This window comes from Bellilinea sp., from assembly GCF_034432615.1.
GTDB lineage: Bacteria > Chloroflexota > Anaerolineae > Anaerolineales > Anaerolineaceae > Bellilinea.
In genome coordinates, this window is record NZ_DAOUBL010000049.1 from 38,400 (window position 1) to 60,554 (window position 22,155).

A 22,155-nucleotide genomic window follows, 5' to 3' on the forward strand; every position below is an offset into this window, starting at 1 on the left:
TTGTGAAAAATCTAATGTCCTGTAAAATATTAATATCATTATGATAGAAAAGGCGATTGGGGATTTATCACCTTTTCTTTCAAGCCAGTCTTTTTTAATCAATTTGTCTTAAACAATGCTTCATCTTTTTAAGGGATTACGGTTCAGGCTCACGCTGCTTATCTTGCTCGCAATCTTGCCAATGATATTTGCGGCGGGATTTTTTGCATTCAATTGGGGGATGAATATATACCGGAATCTCGAAAATCAAACCGAGCTGCTGGTCAATAGCGTTGCAGAGCGGCAATTGTGGAGCGTGGAAAATGCTCAAGTTGTCATTGCCGAATTAGGCGCGCGAGTTGACCGCAGGTTACCGTTGCAAATCTCGGAATGTAGAAAATTATTGAATGAGTACTATATTCGGGGAAGTTTTGTCAGTCTGGCAATTTTAAATGAGCAGGGAGATATTCTCTGTGATGTACCTGAGTCATCTTCAGTGAAAAATATTGCGGGGGTTGAATCTGTGTCCCAATCACTGGAGAAACAGTCATTACAAATCGGGACAATGCAGGTTGATCCGTTAACAGGGCGGATGGTGTTGCCGTTTGTATTTCCGATTCAAAGAGAGAATAGTAAGTCGAGCGGTTATATTTATGCCGGAATCCCAGTAGAACTGATCCAACAATTAATTATCCGCTCGGGCACCCCCCCGGAAACCGAAACCGTGATGACCGACTTGAGCGGGAGAATTATTGCAGTTCTACCTGAAAACCCTGATTTGATTGGGACGAAAGACCAGATTTTTGATCAAAAAATTTTGAATGACGAGCTGGTTAATCAGGGTAAATTTACTTCAGCTGGAATGGATGGCACTATTCGCCTGTTTTCTTATCGAGTAATTGCGTTTGAAGGTCAGCCATTCGCAATTTTACGAAGTGGATTACCCTTTGAAAATGTCAATCGAGAGTTTCAAAAACTGCTTTATACGATAGGCTTTTTGTTCATTGCGGTTTTCTTGCTCAGCATACTTCTGGCATATTTGATTAGTGGAAGAGTTTTGGAAAGGAGAAGCGAGCCGCTTTTGGATGCGGCAAAAAAGATTGCCCGTGGTGATCTGGCGGTTCGCACAAGACCGCGAACAAAAGCCACCGCAGATGGATTGTTGGAACTGGAAAAGACCTTCAATCAAATGGCGGAAGCGCTGGAGGAACGCGAGAAATCACACCGAAAAATTGAAGAAGCGCTGAAGGAATCGAACGAGAAACTATCGGCAATTATTCGTACTTCGCCACTAGCGATTGTTGTGGAGAACATGGAAGGAAGGGTGATTGAGTGGAGCCTGGCCGCAACTTCAATTTTTGGGTGGACAGCTTTTGAGGTTATCGGAAAAATGATACCGGTTTTGTCGGCGGATCAGAAGGAGTTTTTTCAGTCCACTCGAAATCGAGTTTTGGCGGGAAAGACCATTCAGATTCAAGAAGTCAAGTGTCGAACCAAAGATGGGAGGGAAATTCCGGTTGGTCTTTCTGCCGCCCTATTGAGAAACACCTCCGGTGAGGCTGCGGGGATCACCTACCTTTTTGCTGACTTGAGCGAACAAAAGAAGGCATTGGAAACTGTAACGGAAACCCAGCAAATGTTGTCGGTTTTATTACACAATCTGCCCGGTATGGCATACCGCTATTCTTTGAAAGAACGACGGATCACCTTTATCAGTCCGGGGTGTGGGGAGTTGACAGGGTATTCACCTGAAGAATTGCTGGAGGGCAACCCGATTCAATTTCAGGATTTGATTCATCCGGACGATCGTGGCGAAGTTGCCAAAACGATTGAGGAAACCGCCGTGGGAGGAAAACCATACCGGGTGATTTACCGGATTCGAACTGCCAACCGCCAGACGCGCTGGGTTCTGGAGCAGGGGGTTGGGCTGACCAACAACGGGGGTTCGATCCATGCTGTTGAAGGGTACATTACAGACATCACGGAAGTAAAAAAGCGAGAAAGAGAGATGGAAGTGATTGCCTCGATCAGCGCTGTGATGCGTTCTGCGCGAGGTAAAACTGAAATCAGCAGCATTGTGCTTGACCAAATTGCCCGTCATCTCGATGCTGACGGAGGTGCCCTTGCTTTTCGTGAACCGACCGGATTGAGTGTGGTGGAAATGGCGGTGGGAATCCTCCGCCCAATTCAGGGTTATCGCTACAATCGTGGAGAAGGCCTGATCGGTAAAGTGATTGAAAGTGGAATGCCAATTTTTGGAGATGAAATCGGATTAGATAAAAGTTTCATGATAGCGGATATTGAAGACCGGGCAAATGCGGTTTTGTGTGTGCCCTTGCTTGAGCGCGAACAGGCGATGGGCAGCTTGCTCATAGTGCGGGAAAACCCCTTCTCTCAGGACGATTTGAGATTGGTTACTTCTATATCGGACATGGTGGCAACAGCAATTCGTCGGATCACTTTATATGAGCAAACCGAAAAGAGGCTGCAACAGCTGGTTGCGCTACGAACCATCGAAACAGCGATCACCTCCAGCCTCGATTTCCGCTTCACCTTGAGTATTTTGTTGGATCAGGTCGTATCGCAGTTGAACGTTGATGCTGCGGACGTGTGGTTATTTGATGCCAAGACCGAAAGATTGGTATTTGTAGCCGGTTGGGGTTTTCGCAGTCTGGAAATTCGTACCAGTCCTGCGCCATTGGGTTGGGGTTTGCCAGGAAAGGTTGCCCAGCAGCGATCTCCCATTTTTGTGCCTAATTTTTCTGAGTGGGAAGGGGAGAAAGAACATATTATCCCGTTAGAAAGAGAGGGATTAAATTCATATTATGGAACACCCATTATTGCTAAAGGCCAGTTACATGGCGTTTTGGAGGTATTTCAGCGACATACTTTACGACTGGATGCTGACAAACGTGAATTTTTAAATTCGTTAATATCCGGCGCAGCAATTGCAATTGACAATGCCAGAATGGTGGAAGATTTACAGAAAACGAATCGCGAGTTGGCAGCAGCTTATGATCAGACCATCCTTGGTTGGTCAATGGCACTCGAAATGCGCGATGCTGAAACGGAAGGTCATACCCGGCGGGTGGCTGAAGCCACCGTAAAGCTTGCCCGTGAAATGGGTTTGAGCGAATCGGAAGTAGTTAATGTTTGGCGCGGAGCGGTTTTACATGATATCGGTAAAATGGCTGTGCCGGATACTATATTATTGAAAAAAGGCGAGTTGACAACGGAAGATTGGAAGATTCTACGAAAACATCCGTTGTATGCTCAATCCATGCTTTCAGGAATTGAATTTCTGCAGCCGGCTCTCGATATTCCCACATTTCACCATGAGCATTGGGATGGCAATGGCTATCCATTGGGATTGAAAGGTGAGCAAATACCCCTGCCAGCGCGAATTTTTGCGGTGGTGGATGTGTGGGATGCTCTGCGTTATGATCGCCATTACCGGGCGCGCTGGGAAGAAAAAGATGTCATAGATTACATTACAGGTTTATCAGGAAAACAATTTGATCCGCGGGTCGTTGAAGTGTTTTTGCGAATGTTGAATGAGGGTAAGTTATAATCCATTTACGATGATATTCGAAAATATAATCTTCAGTAATGGTTTCGATAGATGGCTGACGGCACTGGGGACAGTGCTGGCTGCTTACGTCTTTTTTGCCTTACTGAAAAGTATTCTTGGTTCAAATTTTAAAAGCAGGGCGGAATTTTCCAAATTCCAAAGTTTTCGACTCCTTGATCGGATTGTTCACAATATTAAAGGCTGGTTTTTATTGTGGCTCAGTATTTACATAGGGAGTTTGTTTTTAGAGTTAAGCGAGCCAATGCTTTCTGTACGTTCAATGGTTACGGTTGCCGTTGTCTTGCTTCAGGTTGGTTTTTGGGTGCTGGGATTAATTGACTACTGGATTGAGCAGAAAGCACTGAGCGAGGATATGGGCGGGGAGCGAAAGACAACCCTGAGTGTGATGGGTGTAATTTTAAAAATTGCTGTATGGATTTTTGTTTCCTTAATCATCCTGGATAATCTTCCTGGTGTAGAAATTACAACATTGATTACCGGTTTGGGTATAGGGGGTATCGCGGTTGGTCTTGCGGTTCAGAATATCCTAAGTGATTTGTTTAGTTCAGTGTCAATTGCCTTGGACAAGCCCTTTGTTATTGGAGATACGATTAAATCTGGTGAATTTATTGGGACGGTTGAGAGCATTGGCTTGAAAAGCACCCGATTGAGGAGCCTGAGTGGTGAACAATTGATTATCTCCAATTCAGATCTGCTTTCCAGTCGAATACAAAATTTTAAGCGCATGGACCGCAGGCGGATTTTGTTCTCCCTTGGGGTCACTTATGATACATCCCTCGAAAATCTTGAGAAAATTCCCGCGTTATTGGAAGATATCATCTCAACCAAACCCAATGTCACTTTTGATAGAGCGCATTTCAAGGAATTTGGTGTTTTTTCTTTGAATTTTGAGATTGTTTATTTTATCGAGAGCAGTGATTTTCGACAGTTCATGGATGTTCAACAGGAAATCAATCTGGAAATCTACCGCAGATTTGGTCAGATGGGCATTCAGTTTGCTTATCCAACCCAGGTCGTTTACACTCGTCAAAATTGAACATAGTTAACTTTCGCGAATTTGCTCGATTACAGCGCGGTAGAATTCTTCCTGATATGGGGCAGGTCCATTGCCAATTACCTCGCGCACTTTTCTACGGGTCCATTCCACCATGCGTGTTCCGGTGGGGTTTTCTGGCGGGCTGAATTTCTCAAGGTTGATAATTTTGGTCGTGTCGGCAACGAATAGGATACGGCGGTCGGGGCGGTAAATTAGCGCCGAAAAGTACGATTCACCATCGCTGATTGGTTGTGGCAACAAAATCATGGTGATCAAAGTACGGTTGGCTGGTTCCCGGAAATAATAATTCAATCCGAACGAATCTCTTTTCAATGCGGGTGGACATTTCTCACCTGCAAGTTTCCAGTAAAAGCTCAGAAATTTATTTCCGTCTCGGTATAAAAACTGTAAAAATTGTTCAGGTGACGAGTGAAACAAAGAGGGGATGACCTCATCAGTAAAAATCTGAGACTGGGATTTTCCTTCATTCATTCACAATCACCACTTATACAATAATTAAAACGAAAACAAATTTCAACCAATCGTCAAATCTACATAGCGAATGATCTAAGAACTGCTCAGGGTTGAGGAACGAGGATAGATGTGGCAACTTCATAAGCCGCGCGCAGGCCGGATTCGATAGCGCCTTGAATCCAGGCGTGATATAAGGATGTATGTTCTCCGGCAAAGAAGATTCGCCCTTCGGGATTGCGAATGTGATCATAAAGCAATGTCTGTTGACCGGGGTCAAATAAGGCGAAGGCGCCGCCGGCAAATTCGTCGTCATGCCACATGTAGGAGTGGCCAACCTCAAATTCATCCTGAGCACGTGGGTGAATTGCGGTGACATTCTCCAGTGCCTGACGAAGCCTTTCATCCGGGGGGAGTGATCCCCATCGTTGGGCGTCTTCACCCCAGGTGTATGAGGCTAATAAAACACCTCGTCCGGTTGGATTGGGTTGTTGCGGGTAATACATATTGCGTATAGCCAGATCAGTAACTGTACCGCCACCCGCAATACCTTCCTCTTCCCAAAAACGTCTGCGAAACTGGAGAAATATTTTGGCGGAGGCGTCATAATGCAACTGTCGGATAGCCCGCTGCTTTGCCGGACTGAATGCTGGGATTATTTCAATATGGCGTAAGACCGGAAAAGGCAGGGTGATGATGGCATAATCGCCGGTCAGGGTATGCTTGCCTGAAATCGAGCGAATGTGAAAAGTCACTGAGGCGTCATTTTGCTCAATGGCGGTAATTTTTTGACCATACCAGATGTTCTCCCTCAAGTCCGCCAAAAAAGCATTCGGGAGTTGATCCATCCCTGCTTCGATGGTGACCATTTCCCTGTAATATTGACCAACTTCTTCTCTCAACAATTCCAGAAATGATGAATTCATGATGGCTTCCTGATTAAAAAGCAAGCCAAAGCGCTCAATAGCGGCTTCTGACCACCCTTTTATTTCTAAAAATTCTCGGACGGAATATTCATCGTATTCACGGACAATTGAATCCCAAGCGGAATTGCCCTCTTTTTCGACTTTCCTGATAAAAGGTTGAATTGCTTCCAACCATAATTGTTCAGCGCTTTTTTGTTTTTCTGCGTCAGTTAACTTATATCCAAAAAATTCGGTGGTTTGTTCTGCTTCACCCATGCGGATTTTTTTGCAGTTGATAAAAATATAGGCGGATGGATTGTGATTGATGAAAGGGATGGTTTTGAGTCCAAATTTATTAATATATGCCAAAGTTAAAAAATGATTTGTGGGGATACGCATTGCACCAGCCTCTGCAAACAGCCCATCCGAAAAGGGATGGCGCAATGTCAGGATGCGACCGCCGACACGCTGCTGGGCTTCGATGATTTGAACCTCATAACCAGCCCGCTTTAATTCGCTGCCGGCTACTAATCCAGCAACTCCCGCCCCCGCAACGAGTATTTTTCGGGATTGGGACGTTTTCGGCAATCCTTGATGAATCCATTCCAAATATTGGGTTTCATCGAATAATTGAAGATTCATGTTTTCACCTCTGAATTTTCAGTTAAAGAACATAATTCGGGTATAATCAGGTTGATTTTATCTTTTATAACATTTTTCTTGACTTCAAGGAATATAAAATGGGAATTGACACAGTACAAGACGGGGTTGTTGTAGCGCTCGAATACTCTTTATGGGTAGATGGAGAGATCGTTGACAGCTCGAATGGAACTCCATTGGAATACCTGCACGGGTTTAACAATATTATTACCGGTCTGGAAAACCAGCTCAACGGTTTGAGTGCTGGCGAAGAGAAAGAAATTGTTGTGAAACCTGAAGATGCCTACGGGCAGTATCATCCCGAGGGGGTGTTTGAACTACCAAAATCGCAATTTCCTCCTTCCTTTCCCTTTGAGATTGGCTATCCCTTCCGGGTACGAACGGATCAGGGTCAAATTCTGAATGCTCGAATTGTTGGCTTGAAGGATGAGGTGGTCGAGATTGACACAAATCATCCGCTGGCGGGTAAGGAGTTGCGGTTTTTTGTGCGGATTGCAGGACTCAGGGAAGCTACCGACGAAGAATTGATTTCGGGCAGGGTTGGAGGCGGATGCGCTACCTGCGGTTCAACAAGCGGCTGTGAAAGTTGCGGCTAGAAATTGGTTTCATTGTAAAAAGTAACCCGATCCCGTCCGTTCATCTTTGAATTGTACAGTGCCCGGTCTGCCCGCTGGAGCAGTTCATCCAGAGAAAGGCCGGGATCGTTTACGTTGCTTGCCAGGCCGATGCTCAGCGTAATGGGGATCGAAACACCGCCGGCTGTAATGGGCTGCTGAGATAGGGCTTGCCTTAACCGTTCGGTCAATCTCCGTGCGCCTTCCTGAGTTGTTTCGGGCAGTAAAATAACAAATTCATCTCCACCGTAACGTCCCAGAATATCAACCTTACGCAGTACGGCCTGCATACACCGCGTAATATGAACCAGTACTTTATCGCCTGTTTTATGCCCAAAGGTATCATTCATTTCTTTGAAGTGATCTACATCAATCATAACCACCGATACCGGGCGTTGATAGCGTTTTGCCTGTTCCATGATTCGTGAAGCAATTTCGAGGAAATAGCGCCGGTTGGCAACGCCGGTAAGCGAATCCTGGGTAGCCAGTCGTTCCAGCGCGGCCTGAGCTTTTTTGCGCTCCTCGATTTCTTTTTGCAGAGCAACGTTCCTGAGTTGATAAATTTCGGCATCTTTGCGGGCGTTTTCAACCTCGTGAATGACCTCAAGCGTTTTCAGACGACGATCTTTGTCCTCGTTATACACAATTTGATACACGGACATATATTTTTCATATTCTTCGAGGGCTTGCAAGTAATCTTCGGCACTCTTGTAGGCCTGTGCCAGTGCCTGATGACATTCCATCTGTTCATTTTGAGCGTTAAATTCATCAGCAATGGTCAATGCGGCCTGTAATGCCTGCACAGCAGCCGGAGTGTTGCCCATTGAAAGATGAATCATTCCCATCTTTCGATAGGCTCTGGCCAGTTCAAGACGTTTATCGAATTTTTTTGCCACATCGGCAGAGAGTTGAAAGAAATTGAGCGCCAGCCCAAATTCTCCTCGTTTGAAATAAACCTCTCCCAGTGTATTGAGCGCTTCAACTTCTCCCCGATGAATGCCTAAATTCTGGTAAATTTCTACACCGCGCAATCCGGACTGCACCGCGCTTTGGTGGCGGCCACATTCGGCAAATGCCTGACTGAGATAGACCTGCACCGCGGCTTCCAGTTTCAAATCGGTCAGATACTGGGCGAGATCAAGTGCCGTCTCTAAATGGGGGAGGGCTTTTTCGGCTTCGCCCAGCAAAAGATAAAGTTTACCCAGTTTGATGCGCACAGCCGCTTCGCCGTTTTGATTCTTAAGATTTTGAAAAGCAGAAAGGGCGCGGATCAGGTATTGGAGTGCTTCGGGATAAGACCCCATGATGATCATGCCACTGCCAAGGCCCAATAACGCCTCGGCAGTTTCGTTCGTGTCAATCGCGGGGTTGAAGCATTCCAGAGCGCTGATGTAACACGGAATTGCCTGATGGTATGCGTCCAGTTCCAGCAGGGCTTTCCCCTGGGCAATCAAAGCCCGCCCCAATACTTTGCGGTGTTCCAGGCTGGAGGGTGCATTTTCCCCGGCCAAACGGGCTGCTTCGCGAGCCAGTTCAAGAGCACGCTTGGGGTTGCTTTGGGTCAGCGGACCGGTGCGTCTGAGCAGCGCTTCGATCTTCTGAGCAGTGTTTTCTCTGGTTGAAATTAGAAGATTTTCTGGTTCAGTATCGCTCATCGTTTATTTTTCCCCCTGCAATGGTGCAATTTTGATGCCGGGGAGAGGTCCTGGGCCGCTCCCCGGCGGTTTGTATTTAAGGTGTGCGAATTTCAGCTTCGAGGTTGATTTCGCCGTTCTTTTCAAAAATGAGCGTGACGGGCAACTTTTCCCCGGCTTTCAACTCTTGCTTGAGGTTGATCAGCATGATGTGATAGCCGCCCGGTTTAAGTTCCACTTTGCCGTTGGCGGGAATTACAACACCGTCCACTTTTTGCATTTTCATGATATCGTTTTCCATGCGGGTTTCGTGAATTTCCACCGTTTCGGCAACGCTGGTTTTGGCGGCAATCAGGCGATCATCCTGTTTAGTTTGATTATAAATCACCATATAAATTGCGCTGGTTTTACCGCCCATCGAATTGTGGTTTTGTTCCATTGGCATGGAGCCGGTTGTGGCGCGCGCCCAGGCATCCTGGACGCTGATCGAATTTTGCGGCGGGGCAGAGCAGGATACCAGCAGAATGAATAACAGACCCAGCAGTAAACCCTTTTTCATGACTGTACTCCCAAAGTGATGTAAAATGTGATTTTATGATAAAATTATATCAAATAATATCCAAAATGTAGAATAATCAAAAGGTTGTACCATGATTCGCGAAGTTCGGCACCAAAAAATCATCCAGTTGATCACCCAGCACCAGGGCATGAGTGTGGGTGAATTGAGGGCAGCGCTGCAGGTTTCTGCCATGACCCTTCATCGCGACCTGAACGTGCTCGAATCCAGGGGTTTGGTGCGCAGGGTTCACGGTGGTGTTGTTATCATCGGCGGGACGGATTCTGGAGAGCTTTGTGTTTACTGCGGTAAGCCAGCCCCGGCAAGGACTCGAATGATGTTCTTCACCGAAACCGGGCAGAGGCTGATTGCCTGTTGTGCCCATTGCGGCATGGGACTGATGCGGCATGCCAAAGGCATTTCCGCCGGGCTGGGGGTGGATTTCATCCATGAAACGGTGGTGGATGTTCCGCGCGGCTACTTCCTGGTAGAGCCGGATGTGCAGGTGTGTTGCAATCCGGCGGTGCTGGTTTTTGCCCGCAAAGTAGATGCCGAACGAATGCAAAAGGGGTTTGGGGGAAAAATTATGAACTACGCTGAGATTTATTCGTGTTTTATGGATGCGCCGCTGTCCGAATTGCCTTGCGGCGGTTCGAGTTGAACGAAGTTGTTTAGCTCCAAGAGGAACTCTTCCATATCCAGCCCGTAATTCCAGACGGCATCCGCAATCGTGTCGAATTTTGACATCCAGCAGCCAACACAAACCATGCGGTGGCGGATAAATACCGGAATGGTGGCGGGGTGATCGCGCAATAATTCGCTGATGCGGGCAGTCGGATGAATTTTGGCGGAAGGTCGACTCATTTTCAATTTCCGAATTCTATCTTTTCATCATACCTTGTAATGAATTGGATTAATTTGCGCAAAATCAATCCAACGGGATGGAGTCTTCTTCTCAGGTTTCCTCATCGGCAATTTTTACCAGTCCATGAGGATGAAGAATGATGAGGCGCTCTCTCCCCGAATGAATCAATCCCTGCGTTTCCCATTGGGAGAGGGTGCGGCTGACGGTATAGAGCGTGGTTCCGACCATTTCGGCAAGGTCTTGACGGGAGAGGGGCAGGTTGACCTCTACACCGCGCTCGGTTTTTACGCCAATTTGATTTGCCAGACGGAGAATCATGCGCGCCAGCCGGCGTTCTACCCGCTGGGTAGCAATTTCAGTGAAGCGCTGCTGAAATTCCTGGACATGCTCGGCAAGGATTTTTACCGCATTGATGGCCAGTTGAGGATATTTGACCAGCAACTGGTCGAGGGTGGCTTTGGACCAGACGATGGCGGTGCAGGGTTCGATTGCCTGAGCCGAAACCGGATAATGCTCGTTTTCCGCCAGGGCTACGGCTCCAAAAGGGGTAACGGGCACAATGATGCGCAGTAAAATTTGCTGACCGTCCGAGGTAAATTGCGACAGGCGCACTTTGCCCTGGCTGAGCACATAAAAGGCTTCGGCAGGATCATCCTGCATAAAGAAAAATTCCTCGGCGCTGATCTTTTTTTGACGCCCGGTGTACAGGATAGTTTCAACCTCTAAAGGGGAGAGGTTTTTAAATAACCCAAGGTCTTGCGGGCGAGAAACAGGCTGAAACGGCATAGAGAGATTTTAACACAAAGCCAAGGCGGGTCAGGTGGTGAACTGCGGCTTGACAAAAGTCATGATGCAGAGATGACAAATCTCTTAATTGGTGGGGAAGTTCGTTTTTTCAACATTTTTACTTGACTGCTGCTGGCGATTTTGCTAAAATTTATGCAGAATTTACGTCAAATTTACGGGGAATTTACCAGAACTTTACGCGTTTTTTATGGAGGTGAGAACAAGGGGGAAAAGAGTTAATTTTATTTCACCAGAGTTAATCCGGTCGGGTATTCGCTAAATTTTTCAATTTGGAACAAAAGGAGGATTGATCAGATGAAACCGTTGTCGTTTCTATTCCGTTTGGGGTTGATTGTTGTTCTGGCTTTCAGCGTACTGGCGGTTTTGCCTTTGCCTCGGCCAGTATCTGCGGCTACAATCACGGTTTGCGGTAGTGGTTGTTACTACACCACCATTCAGGCGGCTGTAAATGATGCGAACAATGGGGATGTGATCGAGATCCAAAGTGGAACGTATACCAGCGGGACAATAAATATTTCAAAAGCTATAACAATAAAGGGAATAGGGACAGATCCCGTTGTCATACAAGCCGGAGCCAATGGTGGTTATGGGCTTAACGTTTCGGCAAACAATTTCACTATTGAAAATGTTACGATTGAAAATTACAACAATGCAAATTATGGTTTGAAAATTTCGGGTTCAAATAATGTTTCTGTTAAAAAAGTTGAATTCAGGAATTTTGACCGTTCTGGCGTTGATTTGATCGGGTGCAACAACGCTGTTATTGAAGATGTTTATTCTCACGACAATGGCGGTGTTGGGATTGCGGTTTCCAATTCAACAAATATCACGCTGCGGAATATCACCACCTCAAACAATGCGTGGGGCGGAGTTGGTTTATTCACCAATAAGAATTTTTATCCTAATAATTTGAGCGATGGAAAAACTGGATTAGACGGTATAACCCTCGAAGGGGTTAATTCTTTTGGTGAAGTCAATCCCTTATACACTGAACTTGCCGATGCTTCCCATGTCATTCGCAATTTCACCCAAACGGAATTTGCCTATGTTGTCAGGAGTACGTTATTGCCATTACGTACGGGGTATCAGAAAACCAAAGAATCGGCCCTGGCATTTATTAATGCCGCAAACACCGTAAATCCAACTTTCAAGCCGACTGCGGCTATTCAGAAGTTATCTGACGAAAGTTTTTATGTGTTTGATACCATGAAAATCCAGCCGGCGATAGATCTGGTGGAGGCGGGTAAGACAATTTATGTTTACCCCGGTACTTACAATGAAACAGCGGTTGACCGCTATGTGTTGGGCAACAATGGTCCGCACCAGTTCGGTTTATTCATCGAGGACAACAAGGATGGAATTCGTCTAATTGGCGTCTATAGTAATGGTGACCCAATTGTGGATTATTCCCAAGTTAAGGCCACCATCAACACCAATGCAACCAACAATTTTGGTTACTCGGGGATATTTATTGAAGCCGACAATGTTACCATTCAGGGCTTGCGAATCGGCCCAAACACACCATGGGATAATAAAACCATTGAAGTGATCGGTGACAATTTCACCTTGAAGCATTCGCACATTGCAGTGCCAGACGGAGGTTCTGTTTATATCAATGACTGGAGATTTGATAATAGCAATCAGGTTTCTCAGGTTTCTCATGTTAAGTCATATTTTATTGAAGATAACTGGTTCGAGTTTGGCTCCAGTGTAGACATTGCCAGCGGTGCGGGTTATTCGGGAAATATTGAAAACCGGAGGATTTTCAGAAATAAATTTACTGGTGGTCAAAGTGTAAATTGGGCGCTGATTTCCTTCAACGGCTCTGGAGAAGTTCCTTGGTACACCTATCCAATTGGTGGTGCGATAGTTCGAGACAATGAATTCAGTGGCAGCACGCAGTATATTCGAGCCCGCAGCAGTTATGATAATTCTCAATTTGACTGGAAAGCATTTTGGGAAGAAAACACCTTTGACAAAGCTGTGGTTACTCTTGCTGATGTAGCCAGCTTTGATTTGCGTGCTTATGCCTACACAAGCGGATCCTATAACTTTACCAATGTAAGAAGGATTGGTGCTCTTATACAGGGCGAAATTAATAATGCGGTTATGGGTGACACCGTCCTCGCTAAGCCAGGTGTATATGTTGAGAATCTCATATTCAACAAACCAATCAGCCTGATCGGTTCAGGTAGCGGCGACAATTCATCAGAAAATACGATTTTGAGAAAGAACACGAATGCTGCGGTTGTCACTCTGTCGGCATCCGGTTCAACCAGCACACCAATCCTGTTAAAGGATTTGCGAATTGAACCTGTGGGGGTGTATGGAATTAATGTGCCGAGCGGATTGGTTGAACATGTGACATTAGAAAATGTTAAGGTTGTTGGATCGAAGCCAACAAATGATACCGAGAGTGAGGTCGGCTTAAAGGTGGCAACCTCTGCAACACTAAAATACTTAACCGTTGAAAATTCGGGGTTTGATAATCTGCATTATGGTTGGTATTTTGCAAAGCACGGAGACTGGACGGCCAATAGCAGTACAGTGGAAAGCGTTGTTGTTGAAAATACCACGTTCAAGGAGAATGCTGCTAAAGGAATTTATGTTGAGAAACTTTCCAAAGCGACTTTCACGAATGTGACTGTAGAAGGAAACGGTTGGAACACTTCATTCTTCAACGCCCGTTGGAATGCAGGTATTGATATTAACCTAAAGGGCGAGACTGGAGGAAAAACCTATCAGGACCTGGTGTTCAATAATCTTACGGTTAGAAACAATGCTCGGGGAACCAAAGATGGCGCTGGCTTGATGATTAAAGCTCGGGATGATGGAGCAACTTACTCACAATATCCAGCCACATTGAACAATATTCAAATCAACGGTGGTATGTTTGAAAGCAATGAGCGTGGCATCCGCTTTGGTGAACCGGGTCAAAATAATGCCGGCCCGACGAATGTAGTCATCCAAAATGCGATCATCCGCAATAACCTAAAGACGTATTCTGGAACGGATGGGAGTGCCTATGGGGGTGTCATCAATTACACCCAACAACAGATCAAAGCGGAAAACAACTATTGGGGAACCTTAAGCTGGGCGGGTTATGGCAGTGTGAATGGTATCCAAACCATGATTTTTGGGGCTGTTGACTGGCAGCCATGGCGGAATGAAACCCTCACCCATTCATTGGATATCCCCACCATTACCTACGCCGATGATGACAATGCCGGCAAGACTGAAGGTCAGGCGGGTGCCAATGGCGGAACCTATGGCTATGATGCTTTTGCGACCATTGAGGATGCCCTCAATCATGTAGCGCCGGGCGGGACTGTTTATGTTGGCGCAGGGAATTACAGCGGCGACATTCAAATCAACAAAGCGGTTACGCTGATTGGTCAAAACCGCCCGGTGCTGGATGGGCGCTTCTGGGTCAATGCCAACAATGTGACCATTCAAGGCTTTGAAATTAAGAACGGGGCGTCTGGCAATGGCGCGGAACTCAGCGGTATATATATCAATGGCGCGCAGAACGTCACCATCCGCGATAATCACCTGATCGGTACCTGGACGGGTGGAGCAACCAATTACACCGGCGGGCGCGGTATCTTAACTTCCTATGACGTCGGCAACCTGATTGTGGAAGAAAACACGATCGAAAAGTGGGTCAGCGGGCTGTATCTCAACCCGACCAGCGGTTTGATTATTGTGAGGAACAACGAAATCCGCGGCAACTGGGCCGGCGCCGGCACGGATGGGCAGGGCAATGTTCAATTCCGCAACAATTACTTCCGCAACAACATCGAGGGAATCGGCGCTTCCAGTGTTGGGGCTTCTTTCGTGGTGGAAGAAAATGCTTTTATCGGGAATACCACTGCTGTCCAGCATTACAGCGGCTCTCAAATCAAAGCCGAGCGCAACTGGTGGGCCAGCCCAAGCGGGCCGACCAACAGCGCCAACCCCGGCGGCAGCGGTCAGCCGGTTGTGGGTGTGGTGGACTTTGCGCCGTGGTTGTGCGATGGCAGCGATGCTCAACCCGCTCAAATTGGCTTCCAGCCGGTAACCGACGCTGCTGGATGCACGGTCACTTCGGCGGCCACCCGACTGGTCTTCGCACAATACCCGGATGGCGGTTTTGAAAATGTGCCGTTTTCCACCCAGCCGGTGGTGCGTGCCGAGGATGATGACGGCAATCTGGCGGTCAATTTCAATGGTGTAGTGATTCTGTACCTTGCCAACAACCCGGCTGGCGGCGCTCTGCAGGGCAGTCTGCTGGCAAATGCGGTCAACGGCGTGGCTACGTTCAGCGGGGTCAGCATCAGCAAAGCCGGAGAGAATTACCGGCTGGCGGCGATTACCACTTCGCTCGATCCGGCGGTAGGTGGTTTCTTCGATGTGCTTCCCCAAAATGCCGACCTTGCAGTTTCCATCAGCGCATCGCCCAATCCGGTTGAAACCGGCGCTGCGTTGACCTACACGGTGGGAGTACAGAATCTCGGTCCGCTGGCAGCCAGCAATCTGACTCTCACTGTCAACCTTCCGAATGGAGTGACCTTCGTCAGCGCTGGCGGTACAGGCTGGACCTGCTCGCACAGCGGCGGTGTGGTGACCTGCACCCGCTTCTCGCTGGCAGCAACCAGCAGTGCACCGGATGTGGCCATCACGGTCAACGCGCCTAATCAAGCGGGCAGCATCACGGCAACCGCTTCCGTCACCGCTACGACTCTGGATCTGGTGAGCAGCAACAATCAGGCGAGTGTGAATACCCTCGTGGTAACCATTCCGGAAACGGGTGGTATTACCATTTATCTGCCGCTGGTCAAGAAATAGACGGTGCGGTAGATAAAAAAGTTACCCCTCCGCCAATCCCCCGGCGGAGGGGGTTTTCTTATTTTACCGGAATTTGATTAAGGCCGGGGCTGCTGTTGCGTAATGCAGTGGATATTGCCGCCGCCCAACAAAATTTCACGGGCCGGGACGGGGACGATTTCCCGTTCCGGAATCAGCTCGGCCAACTTTTGCAGGGCAGGCTGATCGTACGGGTCGCCAAATACCGGCACGATAGCCGCGCCGTTTGCCATGTAGAAGTTGATGTAGGAACCGGCCAGGCGGTCGCCTTCTTCACGCGGCAGTGTGCCTTCAATCGCATCTACACCTTCGCTTTCCTCGCGGGTGATGTAGATCGGCCCGGGTTGATGGATTTTGTGAACCTCCAGGTGGCGGCCGTGGGCGTCGGTCATGTGCATGAGCCGCTCATAGGCATCCGCCGAGATGTCGTACTGCGGGTCATTTTTGTCGTCTGTCCAGGTCAAGGCTACCACGCCGGGGCGAATGAAGCAGGCCAGATTATCCACGTGCCCGCTGGTTTCATCGTTATAAACACCTTTGCCCAGCCAGAGAATTTTCTCCACGTTCAGGTATTCCATCAACAGGTTTTCGATCTCGGATTTGGAAAGATGGGGGTTGCGGTTGGGATTGAGGAGGCACTCCTCGGTCGTCAGCAGAGTGCCCTGGCCGTCCACGTGAATTGAACCGCCTTCCAGCACCAGAGGCGCCTTGTAACGGTCTACCCACTCGATTTCGGCAACCTTGCGGGCAACCAGATCATCCTGATCCCAGGGAAAGTACAGACCGCCATCCAGCCCGCCCCAGGCGTTGAAATCCCAGTCCACTACGCGGGCAATCTTTCCGTTGGTGACAAAGGTCGGGCCGCAGTCGCGCATCCACGAGTCGTTGTAAGAGAGTTCCACCACGCGAATGTGCCCCGGCAGCAGATTGCGCGCATTTTGAAACTGTGCAGCAGAAACGCCCATGGTAACCCGTTCAAAGCGGGCAATCGCGCTGGCTACTGCCGCAAATGCCTTCTGAGCCGGTTTAGCGCCCAGCCGCCAGTTGTCGGGGCGTTCCGGCCAGAGCATCCAGCAGCCTTCATGCGGCTCAAATTCGCCGGGCATGCGAAAACCATCTCTGCGGGGAGTGCTTTCAATGAGATGAGACATGGTTGTTTACTCCTTGTATGATTTCAACGTTTGATCAAGAATTCTCCAATAATCAGGGTGATGGCAACACCAACCAGTACCGGAATGGCGTAGCCCCAATCTACAGGTTCACCCGGCACCCAGATGAAGAAGACGATGGCCTGGAGGATGAACAGGACGCAGACAATGGTCATCAGGATGGCGGTCAGGTGATTGCCGGGTACGCGGTAAGGCCGCGGTCGGTCAGCATCAACGCGGCGTAGTTTAAGGAACGCCGGAAACATCGCCAGATAAGGCATGAGGAAGACAATTGAGGAAAAGGCAAACAGCGACCAGAACAATTCCTCGGCAGTGGCAGCCATCAGGCCGTAAATGACCAGAACAGCGCTGGAAACAATGCCGGTCAATACGTAGGCGCCTACCGGTGTTTTATTGACGGGATGTAATTGCCCGAAAAAGGCGGGTAATTCCCCTTCATTAGCGGCTTCGGCGGCGGTGCGGTTTGCGCCCATTGTCCAGGTGACCATGTTGGTCAGGAAGGTGTACAGAGCGCCTATCCCTAAAATGGTTACAATAACTCCGCCAAGGCCGCTTTCACCGAACAGGATTCTCAAAGTGTCAATGATACCGGTGACCAGCCCCAACTGTTCAGCTGGCAGCGCCATCAACATGCCGATTGTGCCCATCAGGTAGAAGAAAGCGATCAGCAAACCGGCGGTGATAATGGCGCGGGGAATGTCGCGCTGAGGATTTTGCATCTCCTCACCGGCTCCGGACATTAATTCAAAACCCATGAAGTTATAAACGATGACCGGCAGGAAGTATAAACCGGCATCCCAGCTGGGCAGAATGTTGCGGAATGAGAGATCATTGGCGACACCATGACGGGCTGCGTAAACAAACGCGCCAACGCCAATGACCAGCATGATCAGGGCTTTCATCAGGGCACCGATGTTGGGTACCCATTTGCCAATATCCAGCGCGATGATGCCGATGACGACCGTGACCCAGGTCATTAGGATGCCGATCAGAATTTGCCCCCACAGGCTCAGGTCGGGGATGAATAATTGAGCGAACATCCCGGCAAACAGGACGTAAACCGAGGGCATCCACAAGGCCACATTGATCCAGTAAAGCCAGGTGGTGCGGGCAGCCCAACGTTCACCAAAGGCATTGCGAACCCAAACGTAGAGACCGCCCTGTTCAGGGTAGGTGGTGCCCAGTTCGGCCGTGATCAATCCGTAGGGGATGAAGAAAAGGACTAAAGTGATGATCCACCACGAGATTGAGGAAGGGCCAATTGCGGCGGATGGAGCCAGCGTGTCTATGACCAAAATGGCAGCCACGGTGAACAAAGTCATATCAATGCCGCGAAAGGCTTTTTTGAAGCCGTTGCTTTTTTTACTAGTTGCAATTGCAGTTTCCATGAGGAAATCTCCTTGAGTCACTGGAAGAGAAATCTGCTTCGGCAGGGATGAGAAATTATCCCTGCCGAAGAAAACACCGGTTAGCGATTAAGAAAATTTTCGATTTGTCCGCGGTGGAAGGCGGCCAGTTCAGCGGATGGTCGCTTCATGCGCGGGTAAAGCAGCCAGACCAAAATCCCTTTTTCGGTATGCAGGCGGTTTTCCGCCTGATCAAAGATGATGGATTGGGGTGAGTCCATAACCTCATCGGTTACCTCCACGCCGCGTGAGGCCGGCAGGCAGTGCATGAACTTGCAGTGCGCAGGGGCTTTGGCCATCAAATCCCTGTTGACCTGATATTTTGGCATGAAGGCAGCCCGGCGTTCGGGGATCTGATCTTCCTGTCCAACCCACCACCACAAGTCGGTGTAAATAAAGTCGGCATCTCGGACGGCCTCCACCGGGTCTTCGGTAATCCGCAAAGTGCCGCCCGAAACTTTGTTGTTTGCCTCTGCCCAATTAATCCATTCTGCGGGCGCCTGATACTTCTTTGGGGCTGCGTGTGTAAAATTCATGCCGAGCCGGGTACAGACCAGCATCAGAGATGAGAGGACATTGGTGGCATCGCCAATGAAAGTCACCTTCAAATCCTCCAGCCTTTTGCCGGCGGGAGCGTGTTCGATCATGGTGAGGACATCACAAACAACCTGAGTGGGGTGGTTGTAATCGGTCAGACCGTTGATCACCGGAACGGTGGCGTATTTTGCCAGACCGGTAATGGTTTCATGTTTGAGGGTGCGCGCCATGATGGCATCACACATGCGGGAAAGAACCTGCGCGGTATCACCGAGCGATTCTCGCACACCCAGATGAATTTCACCCGGTTTCAAGTAGAGGGCGTGGCCGCCCAACTCGGTCATGGCAACTTCAAAAGAAACGCGGGTGCGGGTTGAGGGTTCCTCGAAAATCATTGCGAGGGTCGCATCTTGAAGCAGCTTGGGGGTGCAGCCCTGTTTATCGGCTGCTTTGATGAGCCGGGTCAGTTCGATGAGGTTGAGAAGCTCCTCTTTTGTGAAGTCCTGGGTGTCAATAAAGTGTTTCAGGTTCATGAAATTCCTCCTATGTGATTATAGAAATGCGTATAGCCAAAATATTAATCTCCAAAATCCTCGGGTCTAGGCAGCCATTCGTCAATGTTACGCAGAATGCGCGGTACCAACGCATAACCTTTTACCCTGACACCGGGTATGGAGGGCAAGACTTTACCAAGAAAAGTGCGCATTTCAGCATTATCCTTAAAGCGAGCTTCGATGGAAATCTCCTGAGTGCCCAAACCATACGCCAGATAAGAGACTTCATGCATCTGCAGCAAGCGCTCAATGGCGGTATGTTCCTGTTCTGGTTCAACTTCAAGGAAAATATCCACCGTATTGACATAGCCGAAAGCCTGGGGGTCAAGGATGGACGTCAACCTGACTGCGCCGGATTCAACCAGCCGATCAATGCGGTTGCGGATGGTTCGCTCGTTGGCTTTCAGTGCCCGGGCAATTTCAGAGGCTGATTTGCGGGCATCTTTGCGCAGTTCGAGAATGATCTGATAATCGAGATGATCAAATTCTGCTGATTTTGTCATGAATAATTCCGAAACGGAAAAATATATTACCGAATAGGCAAGATAATTATAGCAAAAATCGGTGGCCGTTTCAATAGGCGGAAGGTCGATCGGGTAATTTGTCATGGAAAATTGTGACGGTTGTAAATGCTTTGTCCGGATTGTTGCGGGTACCTGGAGTGCCATCCACAAGCATAGGAATGGAGATTTCCGCTAACATTATTCACGTCAAGTCTGCATTACGGAGATATGTTACAATTTTTTTTACTTGGATTGCTGATGAACGCTGAATTCACCCTTCCTACTCTTTATCCAACCGATCGAAGCGGGCCGGTGCGGTGGGTTTTATCGCACCTGAAATATCAATGGTGGCTGGTGATTATTGCTGTCATTGGAGCGCTGGGAAACGCCGGACTTGCCGGGGTGGTTCCGGTGATGATTGGGCAGGCAGTCAATCTGGTGAGCGGGGGTGCGTTTGAGGTCAATGGGTTATTAAGAATTGTTTTGATTATTGTCATATCGCAAACGATCCGTGGTTTTCTGCAGTTTGCCCGCAATTTTGGCTTTGAGGTGATTGCCCAAAGGATAGAACGCAATATCCGGCAGGAGTTGTATGTTTCACTCCTGGGTAAAAGCATGACCTTTCACAACCTGCAACCGGTGGGGGATACCATGGCGCGGGCTACCAATGATGTTCGCGAGGTGAATTTCTTATTTTCGCCTGGGGTCAATTTGGTCATTGGTTCGTTGATATTTATATTTGTCCCAATCTTTCTTGCCCCTCGTTATCATCCTTCGTTGGTGCTTGTCCCTCTTCTATTTGTTGTCGTCTATTTTATTCTTTTGAGGTTTTACCTGAAAGAACTTGAACCGGTTACCGACGAAGTTCGCCATTCTTTTGGCATTTTGAATACGCGGTTAAACGAAGCGTTGGATGGCATTGAAGTAGTGAAAGGGGCTGCTCAGGAAGAGGGCGAAGTGGCGCTGTTTGGCAAAAATGTGGATCGTTACCGCAAGGCTGCCGTCCGACAGGGGGATATTGAAGCGCGCTTTTTACCGGCGTTGCTGCTGGCGGTTGCAATGGCTGGGGGACTGCTTCATGCGCTTTTGCTTTTCCAGAGGGGCTTAATAAATACTGGCGATGTGGTTGCCTATTTCGGTTTGCTGGTAATGCTTTCCTTTCCCACATTCGTTTCGATTTTCGCGTATTCTCGCATCTCGTTGGGCTTGGCCGGGGCGCGCAGAATTCTGGAGTTGATGAACCGAGAGAATAACCTTGATCAAAATGAACGGGGTTATCAGGGTAGGATGCGGGGGGAAGTCACCTTTGAAAATGTCTATTTTGCTTACCAAAACCAGGAAGCGGTATTGAAAAATATCTCGTTCCATGTAAAGCCCGGGCAAACCGTTGCCATTGTAGGGCAAACCGGCAGCGGAAAGACCACCCTGGTCAAGCTGATCAACCGCATTTACGATGTCAGCAGCGGCCGGATTCTGGTGGATGGCGTTGACGTACGTGATTGGAATCTGGAAGCACTGCGCCGGCAAATTTCCATTATCGAGCAGGATATTTTCCTTTTTTCCCAAACCATTGCGGAAAATATTGCCTTTGGTCACCCTGAAGCATCATTGGAGGAGATCATTGAAGCGGCAACCGCAGCGCAGGCCGATGAATTTATCCGATCTTTTGAAAAGGGCTACGATACGGTGATCGGCGAGCGCGGTGTAACCCTTTCGGGAGGCCAGCGCCAGCGGTTAGCCCTGGCGCGCGCCTTTTTGACCCAGCCAAGCATTCTTATTCTGGATGATTCAACCAGCGCTATCGACTCGGCAACTGAGGATAAGATTCAGCGGGCAATTTACACTGCGGCGCAAGGGCGGACTACCTTCATCATCACCCATCGCCTTTCGCAAATTCGTTGGGCGGATGTCATCCTGGTTTTGCGCAAGGGCGAACTGGTTGCAGCCGGCAGCCATGATGAATTGATGAAGAGCAGTGATGCATATCGCAATATCTTTCAGGAATTGTGAAAGGCGATACAG

At 48.5% G+C, this 22,155-nt stretch carries 16 protein-coding genes; 6 read left to right on the forward strand and 10 right to left on the reverse strand.

Going from position 1 to position 22,155, the window contains the following annotated elements; translation table 11 throughout:
• Positions 1-220 precede the first annotated feature (220 nt).
• Together VAE48_RS02440 and VAE48_RS02445 are read left to right on the forward strand one after the other, a co-directional pair.
• Positions 221-3,550, forward strand: a complete 3,330-nt coding sequence (locus tag VAE48_RS02440; RefSeq protein ID WP_322791721.1) for an HD domain-containing phosphohydrolase — start codon at positions 221-223, stop codon at positions 3,548-3,550.
• Positions 3,534-4,607: a mechanosensitive ion channel family protein gene (locus VAE48_RS02445; protein ID WP_322791722.1), complete on the forward strand. Its 1,074-nt coding sequence runs from the start codon at positions 3,534-3,536 to the stop codon at positions 4,605-4,607. Before VAE48_RS02440 ends, VAE48_RS02445 begins: the two co-directional genes overlap by 17 nt.
• 6 nt (positions 4,608-4,613) lie before the next feature.
• On the opposite strand, the gene VAE48_RS02450 is transcribed toward VAE48_RS02445, so the two are convergent.
• Entirely contained in the window at positions 4,614-4,919 is a 306-nt protein-coding gene (locus VAE48_RS02450; RefSeq protein WP_322791723.1) for a hypothetical protein, read from the reverse strand.
• 266 nt (positions 4,920-5,185) lie between these two features.
• Positions 5,186-6,625 (reverse strand): flavin monoamine oxidase family protein, encoded by a 1,440-nt coding sequence (locus VAE48_RS02455; protein WP_322791724.1) that lies wholly within the window; start codon positions 6,623-6,625, stop codon positions 5,186-5,188.
• 98 nt (positions 6,626-6,723) lie between these two features.
• On the opposite strand from VAE48_RS02455, the gene VAE48_RS02460 reads away from it, so the two are divergent.
• Positions 6,724-7,239 (forward strand): peptidylprolyl isomerase, encoded by a 516-nt coding sequence (locus VAE48_RS02460; protein ID WP_322791725.1) that lies wholly within the window; start codon positions 6,724-6,726, stop codon positions 7,237-7,239.
• On the opposite strand, the gene VAE48_RS02465 is transcribed toward VAE48_RS02460, so the two are convergent.
• Both VAE48_RS02465 and VAE48_RS02470 read right to left on the reverse strand, forming a co-directional pair.
• Positions 7,236-8,912: a tetratricopeptide repeat-containing diguanylate cyclase gene (locus tag VAE48_RS02465; protein WP_322791726.1), complete on the reverse strand. Its 1,677-nt coding sequence runs from the start codon at positions 8,910-8,912 to the stop codon at positions 7,236-7,238. The two genes, VAE48_RS02460 and VAE48_RS02465, sit on opposite strands and share 4 nt — an antisense overlap.
• 76 nt (positions 8,913-8,988) lie before the next feature.
• Entirely contained in the window at positions 8,989-9,450 is a 462-nt protein-coding gene (locus VAE48_RS02470; RefSeq protein ID WP_322791727.1) for a copper chaperone PCu(A)C, read from the reverse strand.
• 91 nt (positions 9,451-9,541) lie between these two features.
• Between VAE48_RS02470 and VAE48_RS02475 the strand changes: the two genes are divergently transcribed.
• Positions 9,542-10,108, forward strand: coding sequence for a DeoR family transcriptional regulator (locus VAE48_RS02475; protein ID WP_322791728.1), 567 nt, complete (start codon positions 9,542-9,544; stop codon positions 10,106-10,108).
• Here the strand turns inward: VAE48_RS02475 and VAE48_RS02480 are convergent.
• A complete protein-coding gene (locus VAE48_RS02480; RefSeq protein ID WP_322791729.1) occupies positions 10,051-10,311 on the reverse strand; it encodes a DUF1858 domain-containing protein in 261 nt (86 codons plus the stop codon). The genes VAE48_RS02475 and VAE48_RS02480 overlap by 58 nt on opposite strands.
• A gap of 91 nt (positions 10,312-10,402) precedes the next feature.
• On the reverse strand, positions 10,403-11,098 hold the full coding sequence (locus tag VAE48_RS02485) for a Crp/Fnr family transcriptional regulator (RefSeq protein WP_322791730.1): 696 nt from the start codon (positions 11,096-11,098) through the stop codon (positions 10,403-10,405).
• Positions 11,099-11,413: 315 nt separating this feature from the next.
• Between VAE48_RS02485 and VAE48_RS02490 the strand changes: the two genes are divergently transcribed.
• A complete protein-coding gene (locus tag VAE48_RS02490; protein ID WP_322791731.1) occupies positions 11,414-15,946 on the forward strand; it encodes a right-handed parallel beta-helix repeat-containing protein in 4,533 nt (1,510 codons plus the stop codon).
• A 77-nt stretch (positions 15,947-16,023) separates the two neighbouring features.
• Here the strand turns inward: VAE48_RS02490 and aguA are convergent, their stop codons facing one another.
• From aguA to VAE48_RS02510, 4 genes are all read right to left on the reverse strand, one after another.
• Entirely contained in the window at positions 16,024-17,115 is a 1,092-nt protein-coding gene (gene aguA, locus VAE48_RS02495) for an agmatine deiminase (RefSeq protein ID WP_322791732.1), read from the reverse strand.
• A 23-nt stretch (positions 17,116-17,138) separates the two neighbouring features.
• On the reverse strand, positions 17,139-18,521 hold the full coding sequence (locus VAE48_RS02500; protein ID WP_322791733.1) for an APC family permease: 1,383 nt from the start codon (positions 18,519-18,521) through the stop codon (positions 17,139-17,141).
• Between the two features lie 80 nt (positions 18,522-18,601).
• On the reverse strand, positions 18,602-19,609 hold the full coding sequence (ptcA, locus tag VAE48_RS02505; RefSeq protein WP_322791734.1) for a putrescine carbamoyltransferase: 1,008 nt from the start codon (positions 19,607-19,609) through the stop codon (positions 18,602-18,604).
• Positions 19,610-19,653: 44 nt separating this feature from the next.
• The gene (locus VAE48_RS02510; RefSeq protein ID WP_322791735.1) at positions 19,654-20,133 is read right to left on the reverse strand and encodes an Lrp/AsnC family transcriptional regulator; all 480 of its coding nucleotides are present in this window, start codon (positions 20,131-20,133) and stop codon (positions 19,654-19,656) included.
• Positions 20,134-20,391: 258 nt separating this feature from the next.
• Here VAE48_RS02510 and VAE48_RS02515 point away from each other — a divergent pair, with 258 nt between their 5' ends.
• A complete protein-coding gene (locus tag VAE48_RS02515; protein WP_322791736.1) occupies positions 20,392-22,143 on the forward strand; it encodes an ABC transporter ATP-binding protein in 1,752 nt (583 codons plus the stop codon).
• Positions 22,144-22,155 lie beyond the last annotated feature (12 nt).